Source organism: Sphingomonas sp. AP28 (assembly GCF_056680455.1).
The window spans coordinates 559,133-580,682 of sequence record NZ_CM155283.1 but is presented as its reverse complement, the minus strand read 5'-3'; the positions used below and the strand labels follow the sequence as shown (position 1 = coordinate 580,682).

16 protein-coding genes are annotated in these 21,550 nt (G+C 62.8%); 5 read left to right on the top strand and 11 right to left on the bottom strand.

The features are described 5' to 3' along the window. Positions 1–441 precede the first annotated feature (441 nt). The 7 genes from AC1MH0_RS02405 to AC1MH0_RS02375 all read right to left on the bottom strand — a co-directional run bounded on the left by AC1MH0_RS02405 (position 442) and on the right by AC1MH0_RS02375 (position 7,501). The gene (locus AC1MH0_RS02405; RefSeq protein ID WP_480964554.1) at positions 442–1,206 is read right to left on the bottom strand and encodes an MBL fold metallo-hydrolase; all 765 of its coding nucleotides are present in this window, start codon (positions 1,204–1,206) and stop codon (positions 442–444) included. Beyond that, complete coding sequence (locus AC1MH0_RS02400) at positions 1,203–1,979, bottom strand: TatD family hydrolase (protein WP_480964553.1); 777 nt, start codon at positions 1,977–1,979, stop codon at positions 1,203–1,205. The genes AC1MH0_RS02405 and AC1MH0_RS02400 overlap by 4 nt, the downstream gene beginning before the upstream one ends. Beyond that, positions 1,979–3,526 carry a methionine--tRNA ligase gene (gene metG / locus AC1MH0_RS02395; protein WP_480964552.1) on the bottom strand — a complete coding sequence of 516 codons (1,548 nt, stop codon included), beginning with the start codon at positions 3,524–3,526 and terminating at the stop codon, positions 1,979–1,981. Before metG ends, AC1MH0_RS02400 begins: the two co-directional genes overlap by 1 nt. A gap of 79 nt (positions 3,527–3,605) precedes the next feature. Further along, positions 3,606–4,583 carry an AAA family ATPase gene (locus tag AC1MH0_RS02390; protein ID WP_480964551.1) on the bottom strand — a complete coding sequence of 326 codons (978 nt, stop codon included), beginning with the start codon at positions 4,581–4,583 and terminating at the stop codon, positions 3,606–3,608. Positions 4,584–4,609: 26 nt separating this feature from the next. Then, positions 4,610–5,773: a D-alanyl-D-alanine carboxypeptidase family protein gene (locus AC1MH0_RS02385; RefSeq protein ID WP_480964550.1), complete on the bottom strand. Its 1,164-nt coding sequence runs from the start codon at positions 5,771–5,773 to the stop codon at positions 4,610–4,612. A gap of 26 nt (positions 5,774–5,799) precedes the next feature. Beyond that, the gene (locus AC1MH0_RS02380; protein ID WP_480964549.1) at positions 5,800–6,531 is read right to left on the bottom strand and encodes a septal ring lytic transglycosylase RlpA family protein; all 732 of its coding nucleotides are present in this window, start codon (positions 6,529–6,531) and stop codon (positions 5,800–5,802) included. Further along, on the bottom strand, positions 6,515–7,501 hold the full coding sequence (locus AC1MH0_RS02375) for a lytic murein transglycosylase (protein WP_480965656.1): 987 nt from the start codon (positions 7,499–7,501) through the stop codon (positions 6,515–6,517). The genes AC1MH0_RS02380 and AC1MH0_RS02375 overlap by 17 nt, the downstream gene beginning before the upstream one ends. A 305-nt stretch (positions 7,502–7,806) precedes the next feature. Here AC1MH0_RS02375 and AC1MH0_RS02370 point away from each other — a divergent pair, with 305 nt between their 5' ends. Continuing rightward, a complete protein-coding gene (locus AC1MH0_RS02370; RefSeq protein ID WP_480964548.1) occupies positions 7,807–9,111 on the top strand; it encodes an N-succinylarginine dihydrolase in 1,305 nt (434 codons plus the stop codon). 201 nt (positions 9,112–9,312) lie between these two features. On the opposite strand, the gene AC1MH0_RS02365 is transcribed toward AC1MH0_RS02370, so the two are convergent. Continuing rightward, entirely contained in the window at positions 9,313–10,320 is a 1,008-nt protein-coding gene (locus AC1MH0_RS02365) for a sugar kinase (protein ID WP_480964547.1), read from the bottom strand. A gap of 535 nt (positions 10,321–10,855) precedes the next feature. On the opposite strand from AC1MH0_RS02365, the gene AC1MH0_RS02360 reads away from it, so the two are divergent. Beyond that, positions 10,856–12,508, top strand: a complete 1,653-nt coding sequence (locus tag AC1MH0_RS02360) for a Na+/H+ antiporter (RefSeq protein ID WP_480964546.1) — start codon at positions 10,856–10,858, stop codon at positions 12,506–12,508. Positions 12,509–12,823: 315 nt separating this feature from the next. Here AC1MH0_RS02360 and AC1MH0_RS02355 read toward each other — a convergent pair whose 3' ends face one another. Then, positions 12,824–13,165, bottom strand: a complete 342-nt coding sequence (locus AC1MH0_RS02355; protein ID WP_480964545.1) for a hypothetical protein — start codon at positions 13,163–13,165, stop codon at positions 12,824–12,826. 146 nt (positions 13,166–13,311) lie between these two features. Between AC1MH0_RS02355 and AC1MH0_RS02350 the strand changes: the two genes are divergently transcribed. Together AC1MH0_RS02350 and AC1MH0_RS02345 are read left to right on the top strand one after the other, a co-directional pair. Beyond that, a complete protein-coding gene (locus AC1MH0_RS02350; protein WP_480964544.1) occupies positions 13,312–15,462 on the top strand; it encodes a TonB-dependent siderophore receptor in 2,151 nt (716 codons plus the stop codon). A gap of 110 nt (positions 15,463–15,572) precedes the next feature. Further along, positions 15,573–16,208, top strand: coding sequence for a glutathione S-transferase (locus AC1MH0_RS02345; RefSeq protein WP_480964543.1), 636 nt, complete (start codon positions 15,573–15,575; stop codon positions 16,206–16,208). 34 nt (positions 16,209–16,242) lie between these two features. Here the strand turns inward: AC1MH0_RS02345 and AC1MH0_RS02340 are convergent, their stop codons facing one another. After that, positions 16,243–18,672 carry a TonB-dependent receptor gene (locus AC1MH0_RS02340; RefSeq protein WP_480964542.1) on the bottom strand — a complete coding sequence of 810 codons (2,430 nt, stop codon included), beginning with the start codon at positions 18,670–18,672 and terminating at the stop codon, positions 16,243–16,245. Between the two features lie 144 nt (positions 18,673–18,816). Continuing rightward, positions 18,817–20,952, bottom strand: a complete 2,136-nt coding sequence (locus tag AC1MH0_RS02335; RefSeq protein WP_480964541.1) for a M3 family metallopeptidase — start codon at positions 20,950–20,952, stop codon at positions 18,817–18,819. A gap of 144 nt (positions 20,953–21,096) precedes the next feature. Here AC1MH0_RS02335 and AC1MH0_RS02330 point away from each other — a divergent pair, with 144 nt between their 5' ends. Further along, on the top strand, positions 21,097–21,366 hold the full coding sequence (locus AC1MH0_RS02330; RefSeq protein WP_056058830.1) for a DUF1488 family protein: 270 nt from the start codon (positions 21,097–21,099) through the stop codon (positions 21,364–21,366). Positions 21,367–21,550 lie beyond the last annotated feature (184 nt).

Genomic DNA, 21,550 nt, shown 5'->3' with positions numbered 1-21,550 from the left:
TACCGCAACACTCTGGTTAGCTTGCAATACGGTGAACGTGGCGTTGTCGCACCGTCGATGATCTCAATATCTTTCGTGGGCAAGGCTCTAACAACTCAGCCGCTTATCCGCACTAGAATCGAAGCTACCGAGTTGCTCTGGTGCACATCGCAAAGCGTTCAAACATAACCTATTCCGCAAGATCGATAATATACATTATGTTAAACTACAGGTGTGATCGTCAGAACAGCACGACATCGCAGCGTCAATCGCCAGATTGCGTCCCCACTAGTCCAATCTGCTGAAGCAACACGACCACCACCGCCCCGACGGTAAAGATCGCAACCCACGCGAGCGCAACTTTGAGCACTCGGTTCGCTGGCAGACGGCGCGCAGCAAGCGCGGTTAGCGGAAGGATGAGCATCGTAGCATATAGCGCGAACTGGGCGGCACGTTCGCCGTTCATGCCGTCAGCACCAACCCGTCATATCCAGGCTCGACGCCGTCCGGCAACTCCCGGGACAAGGTTGCATAGTCCATGCTGTGGTCCATGTGGATCAGCGCAGCGCGACGAGGCTGCAGCCGCTCGACCCAACCGAGCACCGCTGGCAACTCCATATGCGTCGGATGCGGGCGGCGGCGTAGCGCGTCTACGACCCAAATATCGAGATCCTGGTACAGCGCAGCCATAGCCGGGGTCATCTCGTGGAAATCGGTCGCATAGCCTATCGATTTGCCGCCGCCCTCGAACCGTAAACCTGCCGCGTGAATATTTCCGTGCGGCTGGTCGACGACGCGGATGTCGATGTCGCCGATCGTCAGCCGATCCGGCAGCTGCATCGCGGCGATCGTCGGCGGATATCCGGCGCGACCATGAAACGCATAGGTGAAGCGTGCTTCGAGTGCCGCCAAGGTCGTCGGCCGTGCATAACCGGGGACCGCGGTGCCAGTCGCATGAAAGAGCTGCCGAAGGTCGTCTATCCCGTGGCAGTGGTCGGCGTGATCGTGCGTCCAGATCACCGCGTCCACGCGATCAATGTCCGCCGCAAGCAGCTGTTCACGCATGTCGGGGCTGGTATCGATCAAGATGCGAGTACCGTCGTGCTCGATCAACGCCGAGGCGCGCGTGCGACGATTGCGCGGTTCGCTTGGGTCGCATTCACCCCAGTCGTTGCCGATCCGCGGCACGCCCGATGAGGTGCCTGAACCGAGTATGGTGATCTTCACGCGCGCGTCTTACCGAACAATTTATGGAAGTTCTCAGCCGTACGGCGCGATAATTCCTCGACATTTGCGCCGCGCAGTTCGGCGAGGAACGCGGCGGTATCGGCGACGAACCCAGGCTCGCCGGTCTTGCCACGATGCGGCACCGGGGCAAGGAACGGTGCGTCCGTCTCGATCAACAACCGCTCGATCGGTAGCCGCGCCGCTGTCTCTTGCAAGTCACGGGCGTTTTTGAACGTCACGATGCCCGAGATGGAAATATAAAGCCCCATGTCCAAGGCCTTGTCGGCGAAAGCTCCGCTTGCCGTGAAGCAATGAATGACGCCGGGATAGGCCCCCTTCCCCATCTCCTCGGTCATGATCGCGGCCGTATCGTCCTCCGCGTCGCGGGTGTGGACGACGATCGGCAACCCGGTTTCGCGCGATGCCGTGATATGTGCCCGGAAGCTCGCCTGCTGACGCGCGCGGTCTGAGGTATCGCGGAAATAGTCGAGGCCGCTTTCACCAAGTCCTACCACGCGCGGGTGTCGTGCTCGCGCAATCAGTTTGGCGGCGTCCACGTCTGGATACACGTCCGCTTCGTTCGGATGGATGCCGATCGTCGCCCAGACGTCGGGTTCGCGTTCGGCCGTCGCGACGATATCGTCCCATTCGCTCTCCCGAGTCGATATGTTGAGCATCGCCGTCACGCCGCGGGCGCGCGCACGGGCGATCACGGCCTGCTGATCTTCGACGAGCCCCTCATAGTTCAGGTGGCAGTGGCTATCGGCAAGCATCAGGCCTCCGCAGGCATGTCGAGACGCGGGAAAACGGGCGATGGCGGCGCTATGCGGAAGTCGGACACTGCGATGCGCTCGTACCAGCCGTCGTCGTCGATCGCCGCATGATCGCGCTCGGCGGCACCGATCTGGTCGAGCACTTTGCCGGCGGACTCCGGCACGACCGGCAGAATAGCGATCGCCAACATGCGGATCGCCCGAACGAGGGTCCGCAACACGGCGTGCATCCGCTCTGGGTCCGTCTTGCGCAATGTCCAGGGGGCCTGCGCATCGATATACTGATTACAGGCGAACACGCCGCGCATCCAGGCTTCGATACCCTGCGACAAGGCCAGATCGGTAAAGCCTGCCTTGAAGCCGGCACACGCGACGATGACCTCCTCGATCAACATGCCATCCGCCTCTTGGACCGTACCCGCCGAAGGAAACACACCCTCCAAGTTCTTGGCGATAAACGACAAAGTTCGCTGCGCCAGATTGCCGAAGCTGTTCGCCAATTCGGCGTTCACACGGGTCACGATTGCCTCGGGAGAATAGCTCCCGTCCTGACCGAAGCTGACCTCCCGCAAGAAGAAATACCGCAGCGCGTCGACGCCGAACGCATCGGCCAAAGCCATCGGGTCGACGACGTTGCCGACCGATTTCGACATCTTCTCGCCGCGCGTCAGCAGGAAGCCGTGACCGAACACGCTTTTCGGCAATGGAATGTTCGCAGACAGCAAAAACGCCGGCCAATACACCGCATGAAAGCGCACGATATCCTTGCCGATCAGGTGGATGTCGGCCGGCCAGAACTTCGCTTTGTCGTCCGTGCCGTCTGGATATCCGACACCGGTCAGATAATTCATCAGCGCGTCCACCCAGACATACATGACGTGGCCAGGACTGTCGGGCACGGGAACGCCCCAGTCAAAACTCGTACGCGACACGGAGAGATCCTTCAGGCCACCCTCGACGAAACGCATCACCTCGTTGCGACGGCTCTCGGGCCTGATGAAGTCCGGATTGGCGGCATAGAGATCGAGCAGGGGTTGCTGATACTTCGACAGGCGGAAGAACCACGTCTCCTCTGCGGTCCATTCGACAGGCGTACCCTGTGGCGAGCGGCGATCATCGCCCTCCCCTGCCAGTTCGGATTCGTCGTAGAACGCTTCGTCGCGAACCGAATACCATCCCTCGTAGCGGTCGAGATACAGATCGTCGGCCTCCGCCATGGCCTGCCAGATGGCGCGGCTTGCGGCATAGTGGTCGGTATCGACGGTACGGATGAAGCGATCGTACGATATACCAAGGCGGTCGGCCATCGCACTAAAATGCGATGACATTTCGTCTGCGAACGCGCGTACTGGGACGCCTCGGTCGCGTGCCGCCTGCGCCATTTTCAAGCCATGCTCGTCGGTCCCGGTCTGGAAAAGGACTTCGCGCCCCGCCTGACGCTGGAACCGGGCGATCGCGTCGGCGGCGATCATCTCATAGGCATGGCCGATATGCGGGCGGCCATTGGGATAGTGGATTGCGGTGGTGATATAAAAGGGGTCGGCCATGCCGCGCTTCTAGAGCATCGCTCGGATCAGGTGAAGCCCGCGGCACGCCTCTGTCGGGCCACGCGAGCGTTTCTACTGTCTATTGTCGAAGAGATGCGACGATCCCGGCCATCTCAAATACCGTCGCCTGCGCATCGAGCGACAATCCGATAGCCGCGCCGGCGAGATCCCGGGCGGCTGCGTGCGCGTCGAGTGCCGTTCGCAGCGCAGGTCCGGATCTCCCGCGCGCCTGGTCTGCGACGAACGCCTGCGCGCGCTCCAGGAACGCCTCGTACCGCGGCTGCGAGGTCTTGGCCCCGAGCGCTTTGGCCAATTTCAGGCGGCGGCCATTGTCGCGGTCACCGTCCAATGCGATCGCCGCCAATGCGCCGTCGATCCCACCGATATCCAGTCCGGCATACCGAAGCGCCCTGCCCGGTGCACCCTGGCTGGCGCGGACCAGCGCGGCAACCTCGTCGTCATCAGCTTCGGGTCGAAGCGCACGGATCGCACGGGTGACCGCGTCTTCTTCCAATGCGTCGAACCGCAACAGCCGGCACCGCGACCGGATCGTCGGTAACAACCGACCGGGGGCATGGCTGACGAGCAGGAAGATCGTGCCGGCGGGCGGCTCCTCCAGATTCTTGAGCAACGCGTTGGCCCCGCCGCGCTCGAGATCGTCGATAGCATCGATCACGACGACCCGGCGCGCGCTCATCGACGGTGTCGTTGCGAACAAAGGCTGCAGGGTACGGACCTGTGCGATCGTGATACTGCGCGCCAGGTCCTGATCGGGCTTCTCCGGGTCCTTCGGCAGCCGCGCCAGCACACGGTAATCCGGATGCGATCCCGCCTCGACCAACGACCGCGTGCGGTTACCCTGCGGCGTGTCGTACCCGGCCGAAACCGTGTCGGGATCGGCGCCGTCGGCAAGCATTCGCATCGCCGCCATTCGCGCGAAACTCGCCTTGCCAACACCTTGCGGTCCCGTCAGCAGCCAGGCGTGATGCAGCGCACCGCTGCGCATCGCTGCCAGGAATGCGGACTTCGCACCGGCGTTCCCGAAGATTTCAGTCATGCGTCACGCGTAAGCGGCAATAATCGTCACCCGAAGAAACCGGTCAGGCCGGCCCAGGCGCGACCGAAGAAGCCGGCGACTGCAACGTCCTTGTCGGCGACCAGCGGCATGCGCTGCTGCAGACCGTCGGACGTCGTCACGACCAGGTCGGCGATGTGCTGACCAGCCTTGATCGGCGCCTTGATGGGGCCTTCGTAAACGACTTTGGCGGTCAGGTTCGGCGAAGTGCCGGCCGGCAGTGTCACCGTAAGTGCCTTGGGCGCGACGAGACCTACCGACGATGCATCGCCGAGTTGGACGGCCGCGGTCTCGACCTTCTTACCCTTGGCGACGATCGGCTTCGACTGCCAGGCGCGAAACCCCCACTCCATGAAGCGGACCGATTCCTCCGCGCGCTGTCCCGCGCTCGTCAGGCCGGCGACGACCATGACCAGGCGACGGCCATTCTGCACTGCCGATCCGGTAAAGCCGTAGCCCGCCTCCTCGGTATGCCCAGTCTTCAACCCGTCGGCGCCGACGACGCGACCAAGGATCGGATCGCGGTTGGCCTGGGTGATGGCGCTGCCGCCCATCGTCTTGCCCCAGGTAAAATCGCGCTTCGAGTAGAATTGCCTGTAGAGGTCCGGATAGTTGTTGATCGTCGCGGCGGCGAGTTCGGCGAGATCGTGCGCGGTGACATAGGTAACGCCGTTGTCCGGCCACCCGTTCGCAGTGCCGAAATGGCTATCCTTGAGGCCCAATTCGGCGGCTTTGCGATTCATCCGCTCCGTGAAAGCCTGCTCCGAACCGGAGATGCCCTCGGCCAGCACGATGCACGCATCGTTACCCGACAGCGTGACGATACCATAAAGCAGGTTGGCGACGCTGACGTTCTCGCCCGACGAAAGGAACATCGTCGAACCTGCTGTCGGGCCATGCCATTTTGCCCAGGTCTCGGGTCGCACGGTCATCATCTGGTCGAGCTTCAATTCGCCCTTCTTGACCATGTCGAACGCAACGTACACCGTCATCATCTTCGCGAGCGACGCTGGTGGCATGCGGCGATTTGCATCGCGCGAAAAGAGCACGGCGCCCGAGGACAGGTCCTCCATGTACGCGATCGGCGCGGCAGTCTGAAACTGGGGCGCAGCGGCGATGGACGGGTGCGCCAGCGCAAGGGCGGCGAGCGGTGCGACGATCAGCTTCTTCATGGGGTATTCCGTGAGCAAAAGGGAACTCAATCCGTGGGCAGGACCTGGGCATCGCCATAGCCGCGCTCGGCGACCGCGTCACGCGCGCGTTGCAAGCTGGCAGCATCTTTGAACGGGCCGAGGCGGACGCGGTACAGGCCGCCGTTTTCAACGACGTCCGCATCGAGGGAGCTGGCCAATGCGGTCGCACGAATTTCGCTGGAGAACGTCGCGACCTGCAGGAGGTATCGACGTCCTGCCTCGATCCTCGTCGTGGCACGGTACGGTAGCGAGTCGATGCTGGCAGCCTGCCTGTATACAGCGGGCTGCATTGCGACGGCCTTGCCGGCGCGCAGCAACGCCACATCGCGAGACGACGGCACGATCGCGCGAATACGAACGGTGGCCTTCTGCTGGCGATCGGTGCCCAGCATGTGCGCTGCGGCGCGGGACAGGTCGATCATCCGGTCGCGACGGCCCGGGCCGCGATCGTTGATACGGACCAGGATCGACCGACCGGTCTCGATCGACGTGACCTCGACGAATGATCCCAGCGGCAACGTCCGATGAGCGGCGGTCATCGCGTCCGGATCGAACGCTTCTCCCGAAGCCGTCCGGTTCCCCGATAATTCGTCACCATACCAGCTCGCTGCGCCGGTATCCTGATAGCTGCCGTACAGTCCGCCGCCGGCCGTCAGGATCGCGCCTTCGCTGTCGCGCGCATGGCCGCAGGCGGCCAGCGCGAACGCCAGACCAAGGACCCTAGCGCTCGACCGCATCGGCCAGCAATCCGACCGAGAGAGCATAGAAATTCGAGCAGTTGTAATCGAGGATCACGCGGTAATTGCTGGTCAGCAGATAGGCCGTGGCACCCTGACCATCGGGCTCGAGCAAGGTCGCCATCGCCGAACCGTCCAATGGTCGGCCGCCTTGCGGGCTGACGCCCAACGCTCGCCACTCGGACATGGTCCGCCAGCCGCTATGCCGCTCGAACACCCGCGGGCAACGCGGCGAAACCAGGCGATTGCGAATCTGCGACCGATCGAACCCGACTGGCACGTTGACCGCGATCCCCCAAGGCTGACCGGCACGCCATCCCGCATCGACGAAGTAATTGCCGATCGACGCGAGCGTATCAGCAGGGCTGTTCCAGATATCTGCGTGACCGTCGCCATCGCCGTCGCGGGCAATCCGCAGGTAGATGGACGGCAAGAACTGCGGGTTGCCCGTTGCCCCTGCCCAGCTACCTTTCAGTTGCTCGCGAGTCACCCCGCGATCGAGCATCTTCAGCCCCGCGATGAATTCGCCGGCAAACAGCGATCGCCGTCGTCCTTCATAGGCCAGGCTGGCCAACGAGCGGAGTAGGTCGAAATTGCCGCTATAGCTGCCGTAGTTGGTCTCATGGCCCCAGATCGCGACCATGATCGATTCGGGCACCCCAGTCCGCTGCTCGATGCCCTGCAATCTCGATCTCTGCGCGAGATAGGTCTGGCGACCACGCGCGATCCGCGCCGCGTCGACATGCTGCATCCTATAAGGAGCGAATGCAGGTATAGCGCTGGAGTTCGTCGCGCCCGGCTGCGCCCGGTCGAGTTCGATCACGCGGGTGTTGAGCGTGAGAGTGGGAAAAACTTCATCCGCCGTACGCGTGCTCACACCGTCGGCGACCGCCTGTTGACGCAACTCGCTCATGTAAGATTGAAACCCTGCGTCATCCTGCGCCGCTGCCGGCCCGCCTGCAGCCAGCATCGCGATTGTACCGATGATGCCGCTTTGCAGCCAGTGCGCTACTCGTTTAAACCCACCCATGCTTGATGATGTGCCACAGACACTATTCAACCGGAACCTCGCGTCGTCGCACGATTGGCACGCATAGGCGCTTGGTAGTCGAGGCGATGGGGAAGCGTACCGGACAAATGCGCACCATGCCTTGGGAAGCTTGGCGCGCACGACCAGCGTTCTTCGATCGGCAACGCACCTTTTGTCCGTCCGGCAATTCCGGCTATCGGGTTGCGTTCGTAAAGAAAACGGTGACGACCATCGTGACCTAAGGGATGAGGAGTGACGCCGTGATCGAGGTCAATTTCGATGGAATCGTCGGTCCAACACACAATTATGCAGGGCTGTCGATCGGCAACCGCGCGTCGTCCGTCAACGCCGGTGCTGTGTCTGCACCACGTCTCGCCGCGCTCCAGGGCCTACGCAAGATGCGCCGCCTCATGGTCATGGGGCTGAAGCAAGGCGTCTTCCTGCCACACGCTAGGCCCCGGGTGGACTGGCTGAGAACTCTAGGTTTCGCGGGCTCCGACGCGGAAGTTCTGTCGTCAGCATGGGCCGCCGATAAAGCGCTGGTCGCCAATGCCATGTCGGCGTCGTCAATGTGGACGGCAAATGCGGGCACGGTCTCCCCGGCAACCGATACGCATGATGGACGCTGCCATATCTCCGTCGCGAACCTATCGACGATGCCACATCGTGCGATTGAGGCTCCGCAGACCGAGCAACAAATCCGCCTCGCGTTTTCCGACGGACGATATTTCCAGGTGCACCCCCCCCTGCCTGCGGCATTCGGGGACGAAGGTGCGGCAAACTTCATGCGACTGGCCTCCCCCGCCAGCGGTGCTGCCGTTGAGATCTTCGTCTATGGCGAGGGCTCCGCGGGCGGCTTTCCCTCGCGTCAGCACCGCAGCGCCAGCGAGGCGATCGCACGTCGCCATGGCCTGGACACGGACCACACGCTGATAATCCGCCAAAGCGAGGCGGCAATCGCGGCGGGTGCCTTCCACAATGACGTGGTCGCCGTGGCCAACGGGCATGTCTTGTTCGCGCACGAGCAGGCGTTCGCCAAGCCACGCGCGCTGTGCGAGGCGGTGACAGCGCTCGTTCCAGATGCTGTCATCATCGAGGTTCCCGCCGATCGCGTAAGCCTCGATACGGCGATCCGGACATATCTTTTCAATTCTCAACTGGTGACGATGCCGGATGGGGGAATGACCCTCATCTTGCCCGCCGAAGCGAGGGAGAATGCCGAAGTCTGGACTTGGCTGTCGGAATTGATCGCGGCCAAGGGGCCGATCACGCGCCTCGAAATCGTAGACGTGCGCGAATCGATGCGGAACGGCGGTGGTCCCGCCTGTCTCCGGCTTCGCGTTCAGGTCGATTCAGAAGCGTTTGCCGCGATCGATCGCCGTTTTCTGCTGGACGACGGAGCCTGCGACCGGATCGAAGCGGTCATTGCACGGGAATGGCCCGAGGCCATCGCGCCCGATGATCTTGGCGATCCGCGCCTTTGGGAGCAATGTCTTGAAGCGCGATCGGCTTTGACCGCCGCGCTCGGTTTTAGTCCCGAGGAGCTCTGACCGGTGGCGGACTCTCACCAAGAGTGCGCAACTGGGATGCGCGTAGTACGAACGACATCGTGAAGTGCGCGGGCATCCGGAAAGTACGGCCAATATAATTGTTCTCACTGTTCCGGTCCGCATCGAGATTGGCGTAGCGGCTACACTAACTTACGGGGACCGACACGGAGCCACCGCCTACCGCGGTCCTGCGCGCAACCACTAGCGCCGGACATCGAGGCCGCCGGCAAGATACGCGTCGATATCGGGTTGGCGGAACAGACTCGCATCGCCAGGCAAAGAGTGTTTCAGCGCAGCAAGCGCCAATCCGATGCGCGCCGTCTCGGCGAGGTCCTTACCCGACCGCAGGCCATGCAGGACACCCGCTGCGAACGCGTCGCCGCCGCCGATCCGATCGACGATACCGGCCAGCACGACCTCATCGGTCTGCGCGCTGGCGTCACGCGTGTCGATGCGCGCGGAAAGGCGGTGGAGATCGACATGCTCGACGTGCCGCGCGGTCGACGCGATCGTTTGCAAACGGGGAAACGCAGCGAATGCCACCTCCGTCGCCTCGCGTCGACGGTCTTCCGCTTCGCCGGAGAAGTCTCGGTCGAGCAGCAGGGCGATATCCCGGTGGTTACCGAACATCAGGTCAGCATGCTCGACGAGTTGCGTCAGGATTGCGCGCGGGTTCGAATCCCACCGTTCCCACAGCTTGCCGCGCCAGTTGCCGTCGAACGAGACAGCGATCCCACGTGCGGTCGCGGCACGGACCGCTGCCAGCGCCGCGACCGCCGGGATCGGGCCTAGGGCCGGAGTAATGCCGGACAAATGAAGTCGATCGACGCCGACAAGCGACGAGGCCCAGTCCCAGCTGTCCGCGGGTGCCTGTGCGAAAGACGACCAGGCACGGTCGTAGATGACTTCGGTGGCGCGCAGGCCAGCGCCGGACGTGACGAAATACAGCCCCATCCGCTCGCCGCCCAGCAAGACTGTCGACGTGTCGACACCATGCCCGCGCAACGTCGTGATTGCCGTGCGGCCGAGATCATTGTCGGGGACCATCGTTGCCATTCCGACGTTGTGGTCGAGCCGGGCAAGCTGTGTAACGACGTTCGCTTCGGCACCTGCGACCCACACGTCGAGCTTGGGCGTCTGCAACAGCAACTCACGCCCCGGTGGCGACAGCCGCAGCATGATCTCACCGAACGCCAGAAATTTGGCCATACTGCTCCCTCATTCAAATCGGTACGCCGTCACTGACATCCGCCATCGGCTGCTAGAACGTGGCCTTTCGCATAATTTACTGCCGCCGACGACCGGAACACTGCAGACCCGCCGAGATCGCTCCCGTCGCTTTATCCTATCAATCCCGCTGGTGTTGGTCGCCGGCAACATGCGCGAACGCTTCGAATGCGACATACCCGGTTACGATCGCCAGGCCTCTCTTGATCTACACCGACAAACTTTATTGCGGCTCCCGCTTTGATGACGAGCGTTTCGTCTACGGATCTATCCGGCACCGGGCGCAGCTGAAGGTTTTCTCGGGACGTCGTTTCAATCGCAGCATGAATGTCCTGGGTTCCCCCACAATGTTAGCGGCGACTTGCTAATGCTTCGTCCGGGGCTGAGTTCTGCAAGCCAGGTCGGTGCGTGCTTCCGAAATTCTCAGTTCTCTGCTATCTGATCGAAGATACCAGCCGATCCTCTTGATCGCGCGCCTGCGTGCTTGCCGCGCGTCCAAATCCCTAGGGAGTCCGGTTTGCAGATTGTGACCTTGTGCCTGTTCCTGTTGCTCGCCGTAGTGGTGAGCGGTATCGCGTCCCGGATGCTGCCGTCGGCGCTGCCTCGGCCGCTTGTCCAGATTGCACTCGGTGCCCTCATTGGCATGGTCGCACATGTAAGGGTCGAACTGGATCCCGAACTCTTCTTCCTGCTGCTCGTCCCCCCACTCCTTTTCCTCGACGGCTGGCGGATCCCCAAGGACGAGCTCTTCCGCGACCGCGGCGCGGTGTTGGGGCTGGCTTTGGGCCTTGTGTTCCTCACCGTGCTCGGCATGGGCCTGTTCGTTCACTGGCTGATTCCCGCTATGCCGCTCGGCGTTGCGTTTGCGCTCGCCGCGGTAGTGTCGCCTACCGATCCCATTGCAGTCTCGGCGGTCGCTCAGAACGCACCGATCCCGAAGCGGATGATGCACATCCTCGAGGGCGAAGCATTGTTGAACGATGCGTCCGGCTTGGTCTGCGTCCGCTTTGCAATTGCCGCGGTGCTGACCGGCACATTCTCGTTCGCTGATGCCGCCGCAACGTTCGCATGGATGGCGATCGCCGGCGTAGCGATCGGCGTCGGCGGCGCTCTCGGCATCGTCGCGACCAAGAGCGCCTTCGCACGACGCTTCGGCGACGAGGCGGGCTCGAACATTCTCGTCAGCTTGTTAATCCCGTTTGCGGCCTATCTGCTCGCCGAACACATCCACGCGTCCGGCGTACTCGCAGCCGCCGCAGCGGGGATCGCGATGACTTTTACCGACGCGACCACCGCCGTCGCTGCCGGAACGCGGATTCGCCGCCGTGCGGTGTGGGACATGCTGCAATTCACCCTGAACGGCGTGATCTTCGTGTTGCTGGGCGAGCAATTGCCCGAAGTGTTTGTCCGTGCCCGCGACACTGTGACGTCGACCGGACACGTAAGCCCGTGGTGGTTGGCCGTCTATGTGGTCGCTGTCGTCGCTGGGCTGGCAATCCTGCGCTACGGGTGGGTCTGGGTCTCGCTCCAGTTCACACTGCTCCGAGCGCGGCGGCGCAACGATACGACCGTCGGCGAGAGCCCGCCACGCCGGATCATCGCGGCAATGTCGTGCGCGGGCGCACGCGGCGCCATCACCCTAGCAGGCGCGCTCACGCTGCCGTTGAATCTTGCCGACGGTACGCCGTTCCCGGCGCGGGATCTCGTCATCTTCCTTGCTTCGGGCGTCATCCTGTCGTCGCTGGTCATCGCGGCCGTCGCGCTGCCGTTGCTGCTGCGTGGCCTTAGTCTACCGCCTGAAACCGGGGTCGGTGCGGCACGTGATCAGGCCCGACTGGTCGCGGCCAATGCGGCGATCGCTGAACTGGACCGTGTGCAACACCGGATGGCCGAAGGGCGCGACGATCCTGACCGTTTTACCGACGTCGCCGCGCGCTTGATGGACCAGTATCGCGAGCGCATCGACAGTCTTTCGTCGCGGCCCGAAGATCGTGCGCGGCAACGCGACGTGAGAGTCGAACGCGACATGCGGCTTGCGGCGGTCCGAGCAGAACGCAATGCGATTTTCGATCTCGCGCGCCGCCGGGAGATCGGGGTCGAACTGGCAGAACAACTGGGCCGCGAGCTCGACCTGATCGATGCGCGGTTGTCGCGGCAGGGCCTGGCCTGAACCGAAATAGCGCCCCGCCCGTCCGTGTGACTGAAACCGACGGGGCGCTGAAGGTACGCGTTACTTGGGCGATGCCTCTGCCCCGCGATATGCCGTTCGAAGGTGAATTTCAGGTGAACGAGGTGCCCCGCCCGTCCGTGCGACACTCTCGTATCCGGGCAGGGCACCGAGGACGCAGCGCCTTTCGGCAGCGCATCGCTGTGAACGAAGCTAGCAGGGTACGCCGAACTGAGAAGCACAGCCCGTCACGGAAAAGTCTCGCTTTATCCTGTATTTGTTCCGGCAGCCGGGGATGCCGAGCACCGCGCGAAGAACTTACGATTCTGGCACACTAGGCAGCTTAACTTGGCGCAATGCGACGATCATTTTCCGGGCGCCCGGCGGGGCCGCGCGAAGAAAAAGGTCGAACAGATCGTCGTCGTTGAGCGCGTCGACATCCATACCGAGCGGCAGCGCAATCGCTTGGCGGCTGCGGGCGCCGGGTTGCGCTTCCAGGACGATCGTTCGCCACGCCATGCCAACCGGCGGCTGGCCGTCGACGTCGTGGAACTCGCCTACCACCATGTTCCGGATCCGCAGCCGCCGATCGGGATGTTTGACGAACCAGAATGCGTCTCCCGCCGTCGCGATCTCGACCGCTATTATCTTCCCGCTCATCTCGCTCGTCCACTTCGCTTGCGTCGTCGTGTGGCAGGTGTTGACGTATTGCCTCAAACGCAAGCGGTAAGAAACTCGAAGTAAGAGAGCTATTGATAATGGTTAGCAAAAACATTAGCGGGGCGCCATAACGTAAAGGGAATCATATGACACGTCGTCTTGGCATCGCCATCTTGCTTAGCTCCGTCGCTTTCGCCGCCGCGCCAGGTTTTGCGCAGACCCTGCGCGAAGATGCCTCCGACGTGATTGTCGTGACCGGACAGCATCCACGAGACCAGGCGTCCTCCGGTACGAAGACCGACACGCCCTTGGCAGAAACGCCGCAGTCGATCACGGTCATCACTGCCGACGACATTGCGGGCCGCAGCCTGCAGAATCTCAACCAGGCGCTCCGGTTCGTCGCGGGCGTGACACCCGAGACGCGAGGATCGAGCGGCGAGGTGTACGACCAATTCAAGCTGCGCGGCTTCGACGCGCCCGTCTATCTTGACGGCCTCAAGCAATTCGGCAGCCCGTCCGGCTATGCGGTTCCTCAGGTGGACGTCTCCCGGCTAGACCGGATCGAAGTCATCAAGGGACCAGCGTCGGTCTTGTACGGACAGTCGAGCCCCGGCGGGCTAGCGGCGGAATCGAGCAAGCTGCCGCTCGACCAAGCGCTCTACGGCGCGATCAGCGGTACCTATGGCAACTACGATCTTTACCGCGTCGATGCCGATATCGGCGGCCGCGCAGGCGAGGGCGTTCTCTGGCGGATCAACGGCAGCGCGAACGGTGCCGACACGCAGCAGAAGTTCGGCAAACGCGAACGCCAGACGATCTCGGGCGCGGTGACCGCCGGTGCGGGCAGTTCGACCAGCTTCACGCTGCTGGGTGCGTACTCGCATGATCCATACAACGGCGACTACGGCGTGTTTCCGGCCAGCGGCACGCTGCTCGCTAACCCCAACGGCAAGCTGCCGACCAGTTTCGACGGTGGCGAGGCCGGTAACCGCTTCAGCCGCGAGCAGGCCGCGCTGACCTACATCTTCCGTCACGATTTCGGCGGCGGCTGGGCGTTTCGCTCGTCGGGGCGCTATCAGTATGTCAAGTCGGCGCTCGGGTTGATCTACACCGCCGGCGGGCTGGATGCGACCGACCCGACGCAGCGGACCTTCAGCCGCGCGTCCTATGCAACCCGCGAACAACTCGACAACTGGACGTTCGACAACCAGCTGACCGGTATCGTTCAGACCGGTCCGATCAAGCACACGCTCCTGTTCGGCGTGGATCGCCAGGTCGCACATTCGACGGAGGATTTCGCCTTTGGTTCCGCCCCGTCGCTTAACGGCTTCGCACCGGTATACGGCACGGTAACCCCGCCGCAGAGCGTATCGGCGGTCCCAAACCCGTTCGGCGACTACATCGCGACGCGCCAGCGTCAACAAGGCCTTTACGCGCAGGATCAGATGTCGCTGGGCGAGCTTCGCGTAGTGCTTAGCGGGCGTCAGGATTGGGCACGCGCACAACAGATCGGGGGTGCTGCGAAGCATGACGAGAAGTTTACCTATCGTGCCGCAGCGCTCTACACCCTGCCGTTCGGCCTCGCGCCCTATGTGAGTTACTCGACGTCGTTCGAGCAGCAGGCGGGTACCGTGCTTCGTCCCGATGGATCGTTCGGTATCGCCGATCCGTCGCTTGGCAAACAGATCGAGGCGGGAGCCAAGTTCACGATTCCAGGGACGCAGATCCTGCTCTCGGGCGCATGGTTCCGGATCGATCAAACCAACGTGCTGACCTCGACCCCTACATTCTCGGTCTCGACGCAGACTGGCAAGGTTCGCTCGCAGGGGGTAGAATTTGAAGGAAGCGCCCCGCTGCCCTACGGGTTTAAAGCCCGTGCCGCATATAGCCGCCAACGCGTAAAAGTGACCCAGGACGTCAACGACCCTTCACGCGTCGGACGTGGTCTTGAAACCGTCGGCCGCGGTGGCGTGTCGCTTGGCCTCGACTGGGCGCCACCCGTGAGTGCCTTGGAAGGGCTGACGATCGGCGCCGCGGTGCGGCATGTCGACGAGGTTTACGCGGGGGTGACGCCGGGCGAGACCATGGGCCGCAACAGCCCATCCTACACGGTCTATGATGCGCTGATCCGCTATGACCTGGAAAAGTTCGCGCCTTCGCTGCGAGGTTTGAGCCTTGCGGTCAACGGGGCCAACATCTTCGACAAGAAGTATCTCACGTCGTGCTTCGCGAACTACAACTGGTGCTGGTACGGCAACCGCCGGACGGTGCAGGCGACGATCGGATATCGTTTCTGAGTTAATGCGTTTGGCCGCGATCGGTGCCGTTTAACGGTATCGGTCGCGGTGCCGTCGATCGTCTTTAAGGTGTGGGCGACCTGAAAGCCCGCGCACGTTATGCGGGTTCAATGACGCCGATCCTCTACAGCTTTCGTCGATGCCCCTACGCGATGCGTGCGCGTCTCGCGATCGCGGCGAACGGCCGGCGGGTCGAACTTCGCGAGATCGTGTTGCGGGACAAGCCGGTGGCTATGCTCGACGTCTCGCCGAAGGGAACCGTGCCGGTGCTCGTGCTGCCCGACGGGACGGTGATCGACCAGAGCCTCGACATCATGCGTTGGGCTTGTGCAAATACGCGCGATACCAAGTGGCCTACCGGTAGCGAAACCAAGTTGATCGCGATGAATGACGGTGAGTTCAAACACCACCTCGACCGATATAAATACGCTGACCGCTACGATGTGGATCCGACCCAGCACCGCGATGCCGCGACGGCCTTGCTCGGGGACCTGGACGAGAGGCTGCGTGCGTCCGGCAATCTTGGCAACGACCCCCGATCGATGACCGATCTCGCGATCATGCCGTTTGTCCGCCAGTTCGCGCAAACCGATCGCGCCTATTTCGACGGTCTGTCATTCCAGCGGCTTCACGCGTGGCTGGCTACGCACCTCGCATCGCCGCTATTCGCTCGGGTCATGGTACGCCCGGCGCTCTGGCGGCCGGGCGATCCGCCAGTGATGTTTCCGACGTTCGGCACGGAGTAGGAGGCGCCGGCAAACCCGAGGCCCCCTTCGCGCTTCAGAAGCCGACGCTGATCGTCCCGAACACCTGGCGGGGTGCGACCGGGAACTGGTTGAACGTTCCGCTTGCCGCGCCGATGCTGAGTGTCGAGGCCGCGCGCTTGTTGGTGATGTTCGTGACGTTCAGGCTAACCGTCGCCGTACGGACGATCTGCCCCTCGGAAAGCGGCACACGCGCGGCGATGCGGCCGGACAGCGTGAAGTAGGACGGCACCGACAGGTCGTTGGTGTAGGTCGCGAACCGCTTGCCGATATAGTCGCCGACGAGCTGCGCGTCGAAGATGTCGTAATTGGCCGAGGCGGTGAACTTGTTGAGCCAGTCGGGGCTCCCCGGCACCTTCTTGCCCGCGGTCGCAATCGTGCTCGTCCCGCTGATGTAGTTCTCCTCGTAGCGCGAATTGTTGTACGACAGCGCATCGTAGAACGAGAAGTGCGAGCCGAACCGGATCGTGCCCGCGATGTCGAACCCGTCGGTCTTCACCGCACCCACGTTCTGCAGGATCGCCGCGCCGCTGACGACCGCAGTCACAACCGGATTCGGGCTAATCCCGAGCAGGCGATTGCTGAAGTCGACGTGATAGACGCTTATCTGGCCGTCGAAGCCGGTCAACGGGCCAAGGTTCAGGGCGTGGTGCGAACGCAAGCCCGCTTCGTAGGTCCAGCTCGTCTCGGGCTCGACATCCTGCTTGAACAGGTCGAACGCCGCCTGGCTGCCGAGCGCGAACGGCGACAAGCCAGCCGCAGCGCTCGTCTGGAACTGGCGGATGTTCTTCTGGACGTTCACGAACACCTGTTCGTTGTCGGTCGCATCCCACAGCGCACCAAGCTGTGGCAGGAAGTATTTGTGCGTGTCGATCTTGCCGACCGGCAGCGCGACCGATCCGGTGAACGAGCCCGGGATCGGCTGCGTCGGGACGCGCTGCGACGCGTTCTGGAAGGTGCTCTTGACGCCGCCCTGGATCGTCAGCGTCGGCAGGACCTTCCAGCTGTCCTGGATATGCGCCTGATATTCGTCGACGCGGACTTCGCTGTGATATTGCGTGATCAGCGGTGTCAGTTCCTCACGCGGGCGCTGGTAGGGCGTGCTCGGATCGTTGACCGGGAACGGATACCAGCGGCGATACGCGGACGAACTCTGATGCTCGTACCAGGCACCGAACTCGACATGATGCGCGCCGAGATCAAGTGCGACGGTGGAGACGAGGCCACCGCGGTCGATCCGGTATTCGGTGGTACGCGTGGCTAGGCCCGAGCCGCCGAACACTGACGTCAGGTTCTGGCCTGGATAGTAAAACGAGAATAGCTTGGGCAGGCCGGCGACGTCGATCGGACCGCCGATGACTCCGACGCCGTCATTGTGATGATAATAGGCCTGGTTCGAGAAGGTGACGTGGTCGCTGACGTTCCAGTCGTACTTGACGTAGCCGAGATAGTCGGTGCGCGCCGCGACGCCGTAGTAGTTGCGGTAGTTCGACCCATCCGCCTTGTACGCGCCGGAACTGAGATAGTTGAGCATGCCCTGGAAGTTGGGGAACAGGAATGGGCGGACATATGGCGCCGTCTTCTGCGTGGCAGTGGTGATGACGGTCGAATCCTCGTTCGGCTCCGTCTTGTCCGAAAACGCGCCGTAGAGCGTCAGCTTGCCGTTGCTGTCGTCATGAACGAACTTCGCATTGGCCTGATAGCCGCCCTGGATACCGTTGAAATCCCACGCCTTAGCCTTCTGCCGCGAGCCCGAGATATAGAACGCGTTGCCGTTGCCCAGGTCGCCGCTGTCGATCCGCGCGAACAGTCGCGAGGTCGAATGGCTGCCGAGCGTCTGGTCGACCTGGACGCCCATCTCCTTGCGCGGATCGCTCGAGAACGTATCGATCGTCCCGCCAAGGTTGCTGGTCGATGCGGTGCCGAGATCGCCCGCGCCGCTGGCCAGCGTCACGCGCGAGACGTTCTCCGAGATGATCGCACGTTGCGGCGACAATCCGTTGTAATTGCCGTAATTCTGATCGCCCAGCGGCAGTCCGTCGAGCGTGTAGCCGAGCTGCTGCGCGTTGAAGCCGTGGACGAACAGCGAAATGTTCTGCTCGTTGTTGCCCCACGGATCGGCGGTCAGGAAGGTGACGCCCGGCAGCGTCTGCAACGCCTTTAACGGGCTTACGCCGGGAAGGATCTTCTGCATGTCCACGCCGCTGACCTGAGTCACCGACCGCGTGTTGGCGCCGGTAACGACGATCGTATCATCCTGCCCGGCGGGCGTCGTTGCTGGATCGGCAGGTTCGGTCACCGTAGCGGGCGAGCCTGGCTCCGCGTCCTTGGCAACCAGCGACTGCGCCGTTGCGGTGACGGGCACGCCGACCACGACAAAACCGATAGCGCCGCACAACAGCCGCGCGGCCGTACGAGAAAACGCCGTACGAGAAACCTTCGTCATTCTTGAAAACCCCTAGCGAGATCGATCGATCGTCACTCCCGGGGCTGCGCCTATTGGCACGACGAGACAGTCGGATGACCGTTACGCTACAGATTTAATATGGTGCGGTGCAGCGGTCCAAAAGGCCGCTGCACCGCCGCCGCATCACTTCGCGGTCGCCGTCAGGCCGCGGTCTTCGAGCATCGGGCCGATATCCGGGTTCTTGCCGTAGAACGCCTTGAACATCGGACCATAGTCCTCGGTATGGCCCTTCGACAGGATCATGTCGCGGAAGCGCTGGCCGTTCGCGCGCGTCAGCCCACCATGCGCCATGAACCACGCATACGCGTCGTTATCCAGCATCTGCGTCCACAGATACGCGTAGTAGCCGGCCGCATAACCGCCCGCCCAGATGTGCGCGAAATAGCTGGTGCGGTACCGCGGCGGCACGTCCTTCGTGTCCAGCCCCATCGAGTTCAGCGCCTTTGTCTCGAACGCGTCGACGTCCTGCAGTCCTGCCGACGCCGGCAGCGAATGCCAGTCCTGGTCGAGCGTCGCCGCCGCCACCAGCTCGCCAAGCTCATACCCCTGGTTGAACTTCGCCGCGTTCTTGATCTTGGTGACGAGCGCCTGCGGCATCACCGCACCGGTGCGGTAATCCTTGGCGTAGTTCGCGAATACCTTGGGATCGAGCGCCCAATGCTCGTTGAACTGCGACGGGAACTCGACCCAGTCGCGCGCGGTGTTGGTGCCCGACACCAGCGGATAGGTCTGGTTCGCGAACAGCCCGTGCAGCGCATGGCCGAATTCGTGGAACATCGTCGTCACGTCGTCGAACGTGATCAGCGCGGGCTGGCCCGGCGCGGGCTTGGTGAAGTTGCCGACGTTATAGACGACCGGCTTGGTCTTCAGCAGCTTCGACTGGCCGACGAAGTTCGACATCCAGGCACCGCCTGCCTTGTTGTCGCGCTTCCAGTAATCGAAATACATGAGGCCCAGTTCGGAGCCGTCCTTGTCGTAGACGGTGAAGACACGGATGTCCGGCTGGTAGGTCGGGATGTCTCGGCGTTCCTTGAAGGTGACGCCGTAGAGTTGGTTCGCGGCGAAGAACACGCCGTCGGTCAGTACGCGGCTGATCTCGAAATACGGCTTCAGCTCGTTCTGGTCGAGGTCGTACTTGGCCTTGCGCACCTTGTCCGAATAAAAATCCCAGTCGGACGGTGCGAGCGGGAACGCGGCGCCGGTCGCGTTTATGGTCTTCTGCAACTCAGCCGCTTCGCGACGCTGTTCCGCAGCGGTCGCGGGGACGAGCTGCGTCATGAAGCCCTTCGCCGCCGCCGGGGTCTTCGCCATCTGATCGTACAGCGAATAGGCGGCATAGTTCGGATAGCCGAGCAACTGCGCCTTCTGCGCGCGCAACTGCGCGATCGTCCGGATCAGCGCACGCGTATCGTTCGCGTCACCACGCTGCGACCGGTTCCAGCTCTTCTCGAACAGCGCCGCGCGGGTCGCGCGATCGGACAGCGAGGCCAGCGCGGGCTGCTGCGTCGTGTTCTGCAGCGACAGCACGTACTTGCCGGGCATCCCCCGCTCCTTCGCACCCTCCGCCGCTGCGGCGACTTCCGCATCGCTTAGACCGGCGAGCTTGGCCTTGTCGTCCACCACCAGCGCGCCCGCCTTGGTGCCGGCGAGCAGCTTCTGCTGGAAGTCGGTCGTCGCGGACGAGATCTGCGTGTTGAGCAACCGCAGCTTGGTTTTGTCAGCATCGTTCAACTGTGCGCCGGCGTGAAGGAAGTCGCTGTGGTAGATCTCCAGCACCTGCTTCTGCTCGGCATCGAGACCGAGCGAGTCCTTCTTCGCATACAGCGCCTGGACGCGCGCGAAGAGCTTCGGATCGAGATAGATAGCGTCGCTGTGTTGCGCGAGCTTTGGCGCCTCGGCGGACCGCACCGCGTCGAGTGCGTCGTTGGTGTTTGCCTGCGACACGCCGAAGAACGCCTGGCTCGCGCGGTCGAGCGTCCGGCCCGAGCGCTCCATCGCCTCGATCGTGTTGGCGAAGGTCGGTGCCGCGGGGTTGTTGGCGATCGCCTTCATTTCGGCGATCTGTTCGGCCATGCCCTGTTCGAGCGCGGGCTGGTAATCGGTGTCCTTGATCTGGTCGAAGCGCGGCGCCTGGAACGGCAGCGTGCTGGGCACAGTCAGCGGATTGACGCGCGACGGTTTGGCGGAGGTTTGCGCAGAGGCGGCGCTGACGATGCAGCACAGGATGGCGGCGGAACGAAGCAGGCTGGAACGCGACATTGACGACTCACAATGGCAGGAGTGATGCCCCTATCCTTGCCCTGCCTAAGCCCTTGTTACAATCGGTTAGCAAACCACCGGGTTGAGTGCTTGCACTGCCGCCCGCTCGCAGGCAGTAGGCGGTCAAACCCCAGGAGTTCCGACATGGCAAATACCCTCGAAATCGATCAGGCGAGCGTCGTCGACAACGACATCCAGAAGCAGATCGAATTTTCCGGCGAGTTCGACGGTGACGAATATGAGTTCGCGGTCAAGTACGCGGTTCTGAAGGAACTGAGCGGCGACGAGCCCGAGGATGACGGCATCGAGCTGTTCAATCGCTTCAACGACGATATCGTCGACGCGTGCCTCGCCGCGATCGAGCGCAAGCCGAATGCATCGACGATCATCGTCGACGAAGACGACCTCGAATAATCAGCACTTTAGCTGCGATCGGCGCCGTCTCAAACGCGCCGATCGCCTCTTTCCCGGGCACTCAGTCGCCGGTCACGAACCGCCGGATACGGTTCGAGTAGCGACTGCCGACCAGCAGAGTCACGCCGAACAGCATCGACGCTCCCCATATCGCCGCGAAGGCGTTTATGACGATCTTCATCAC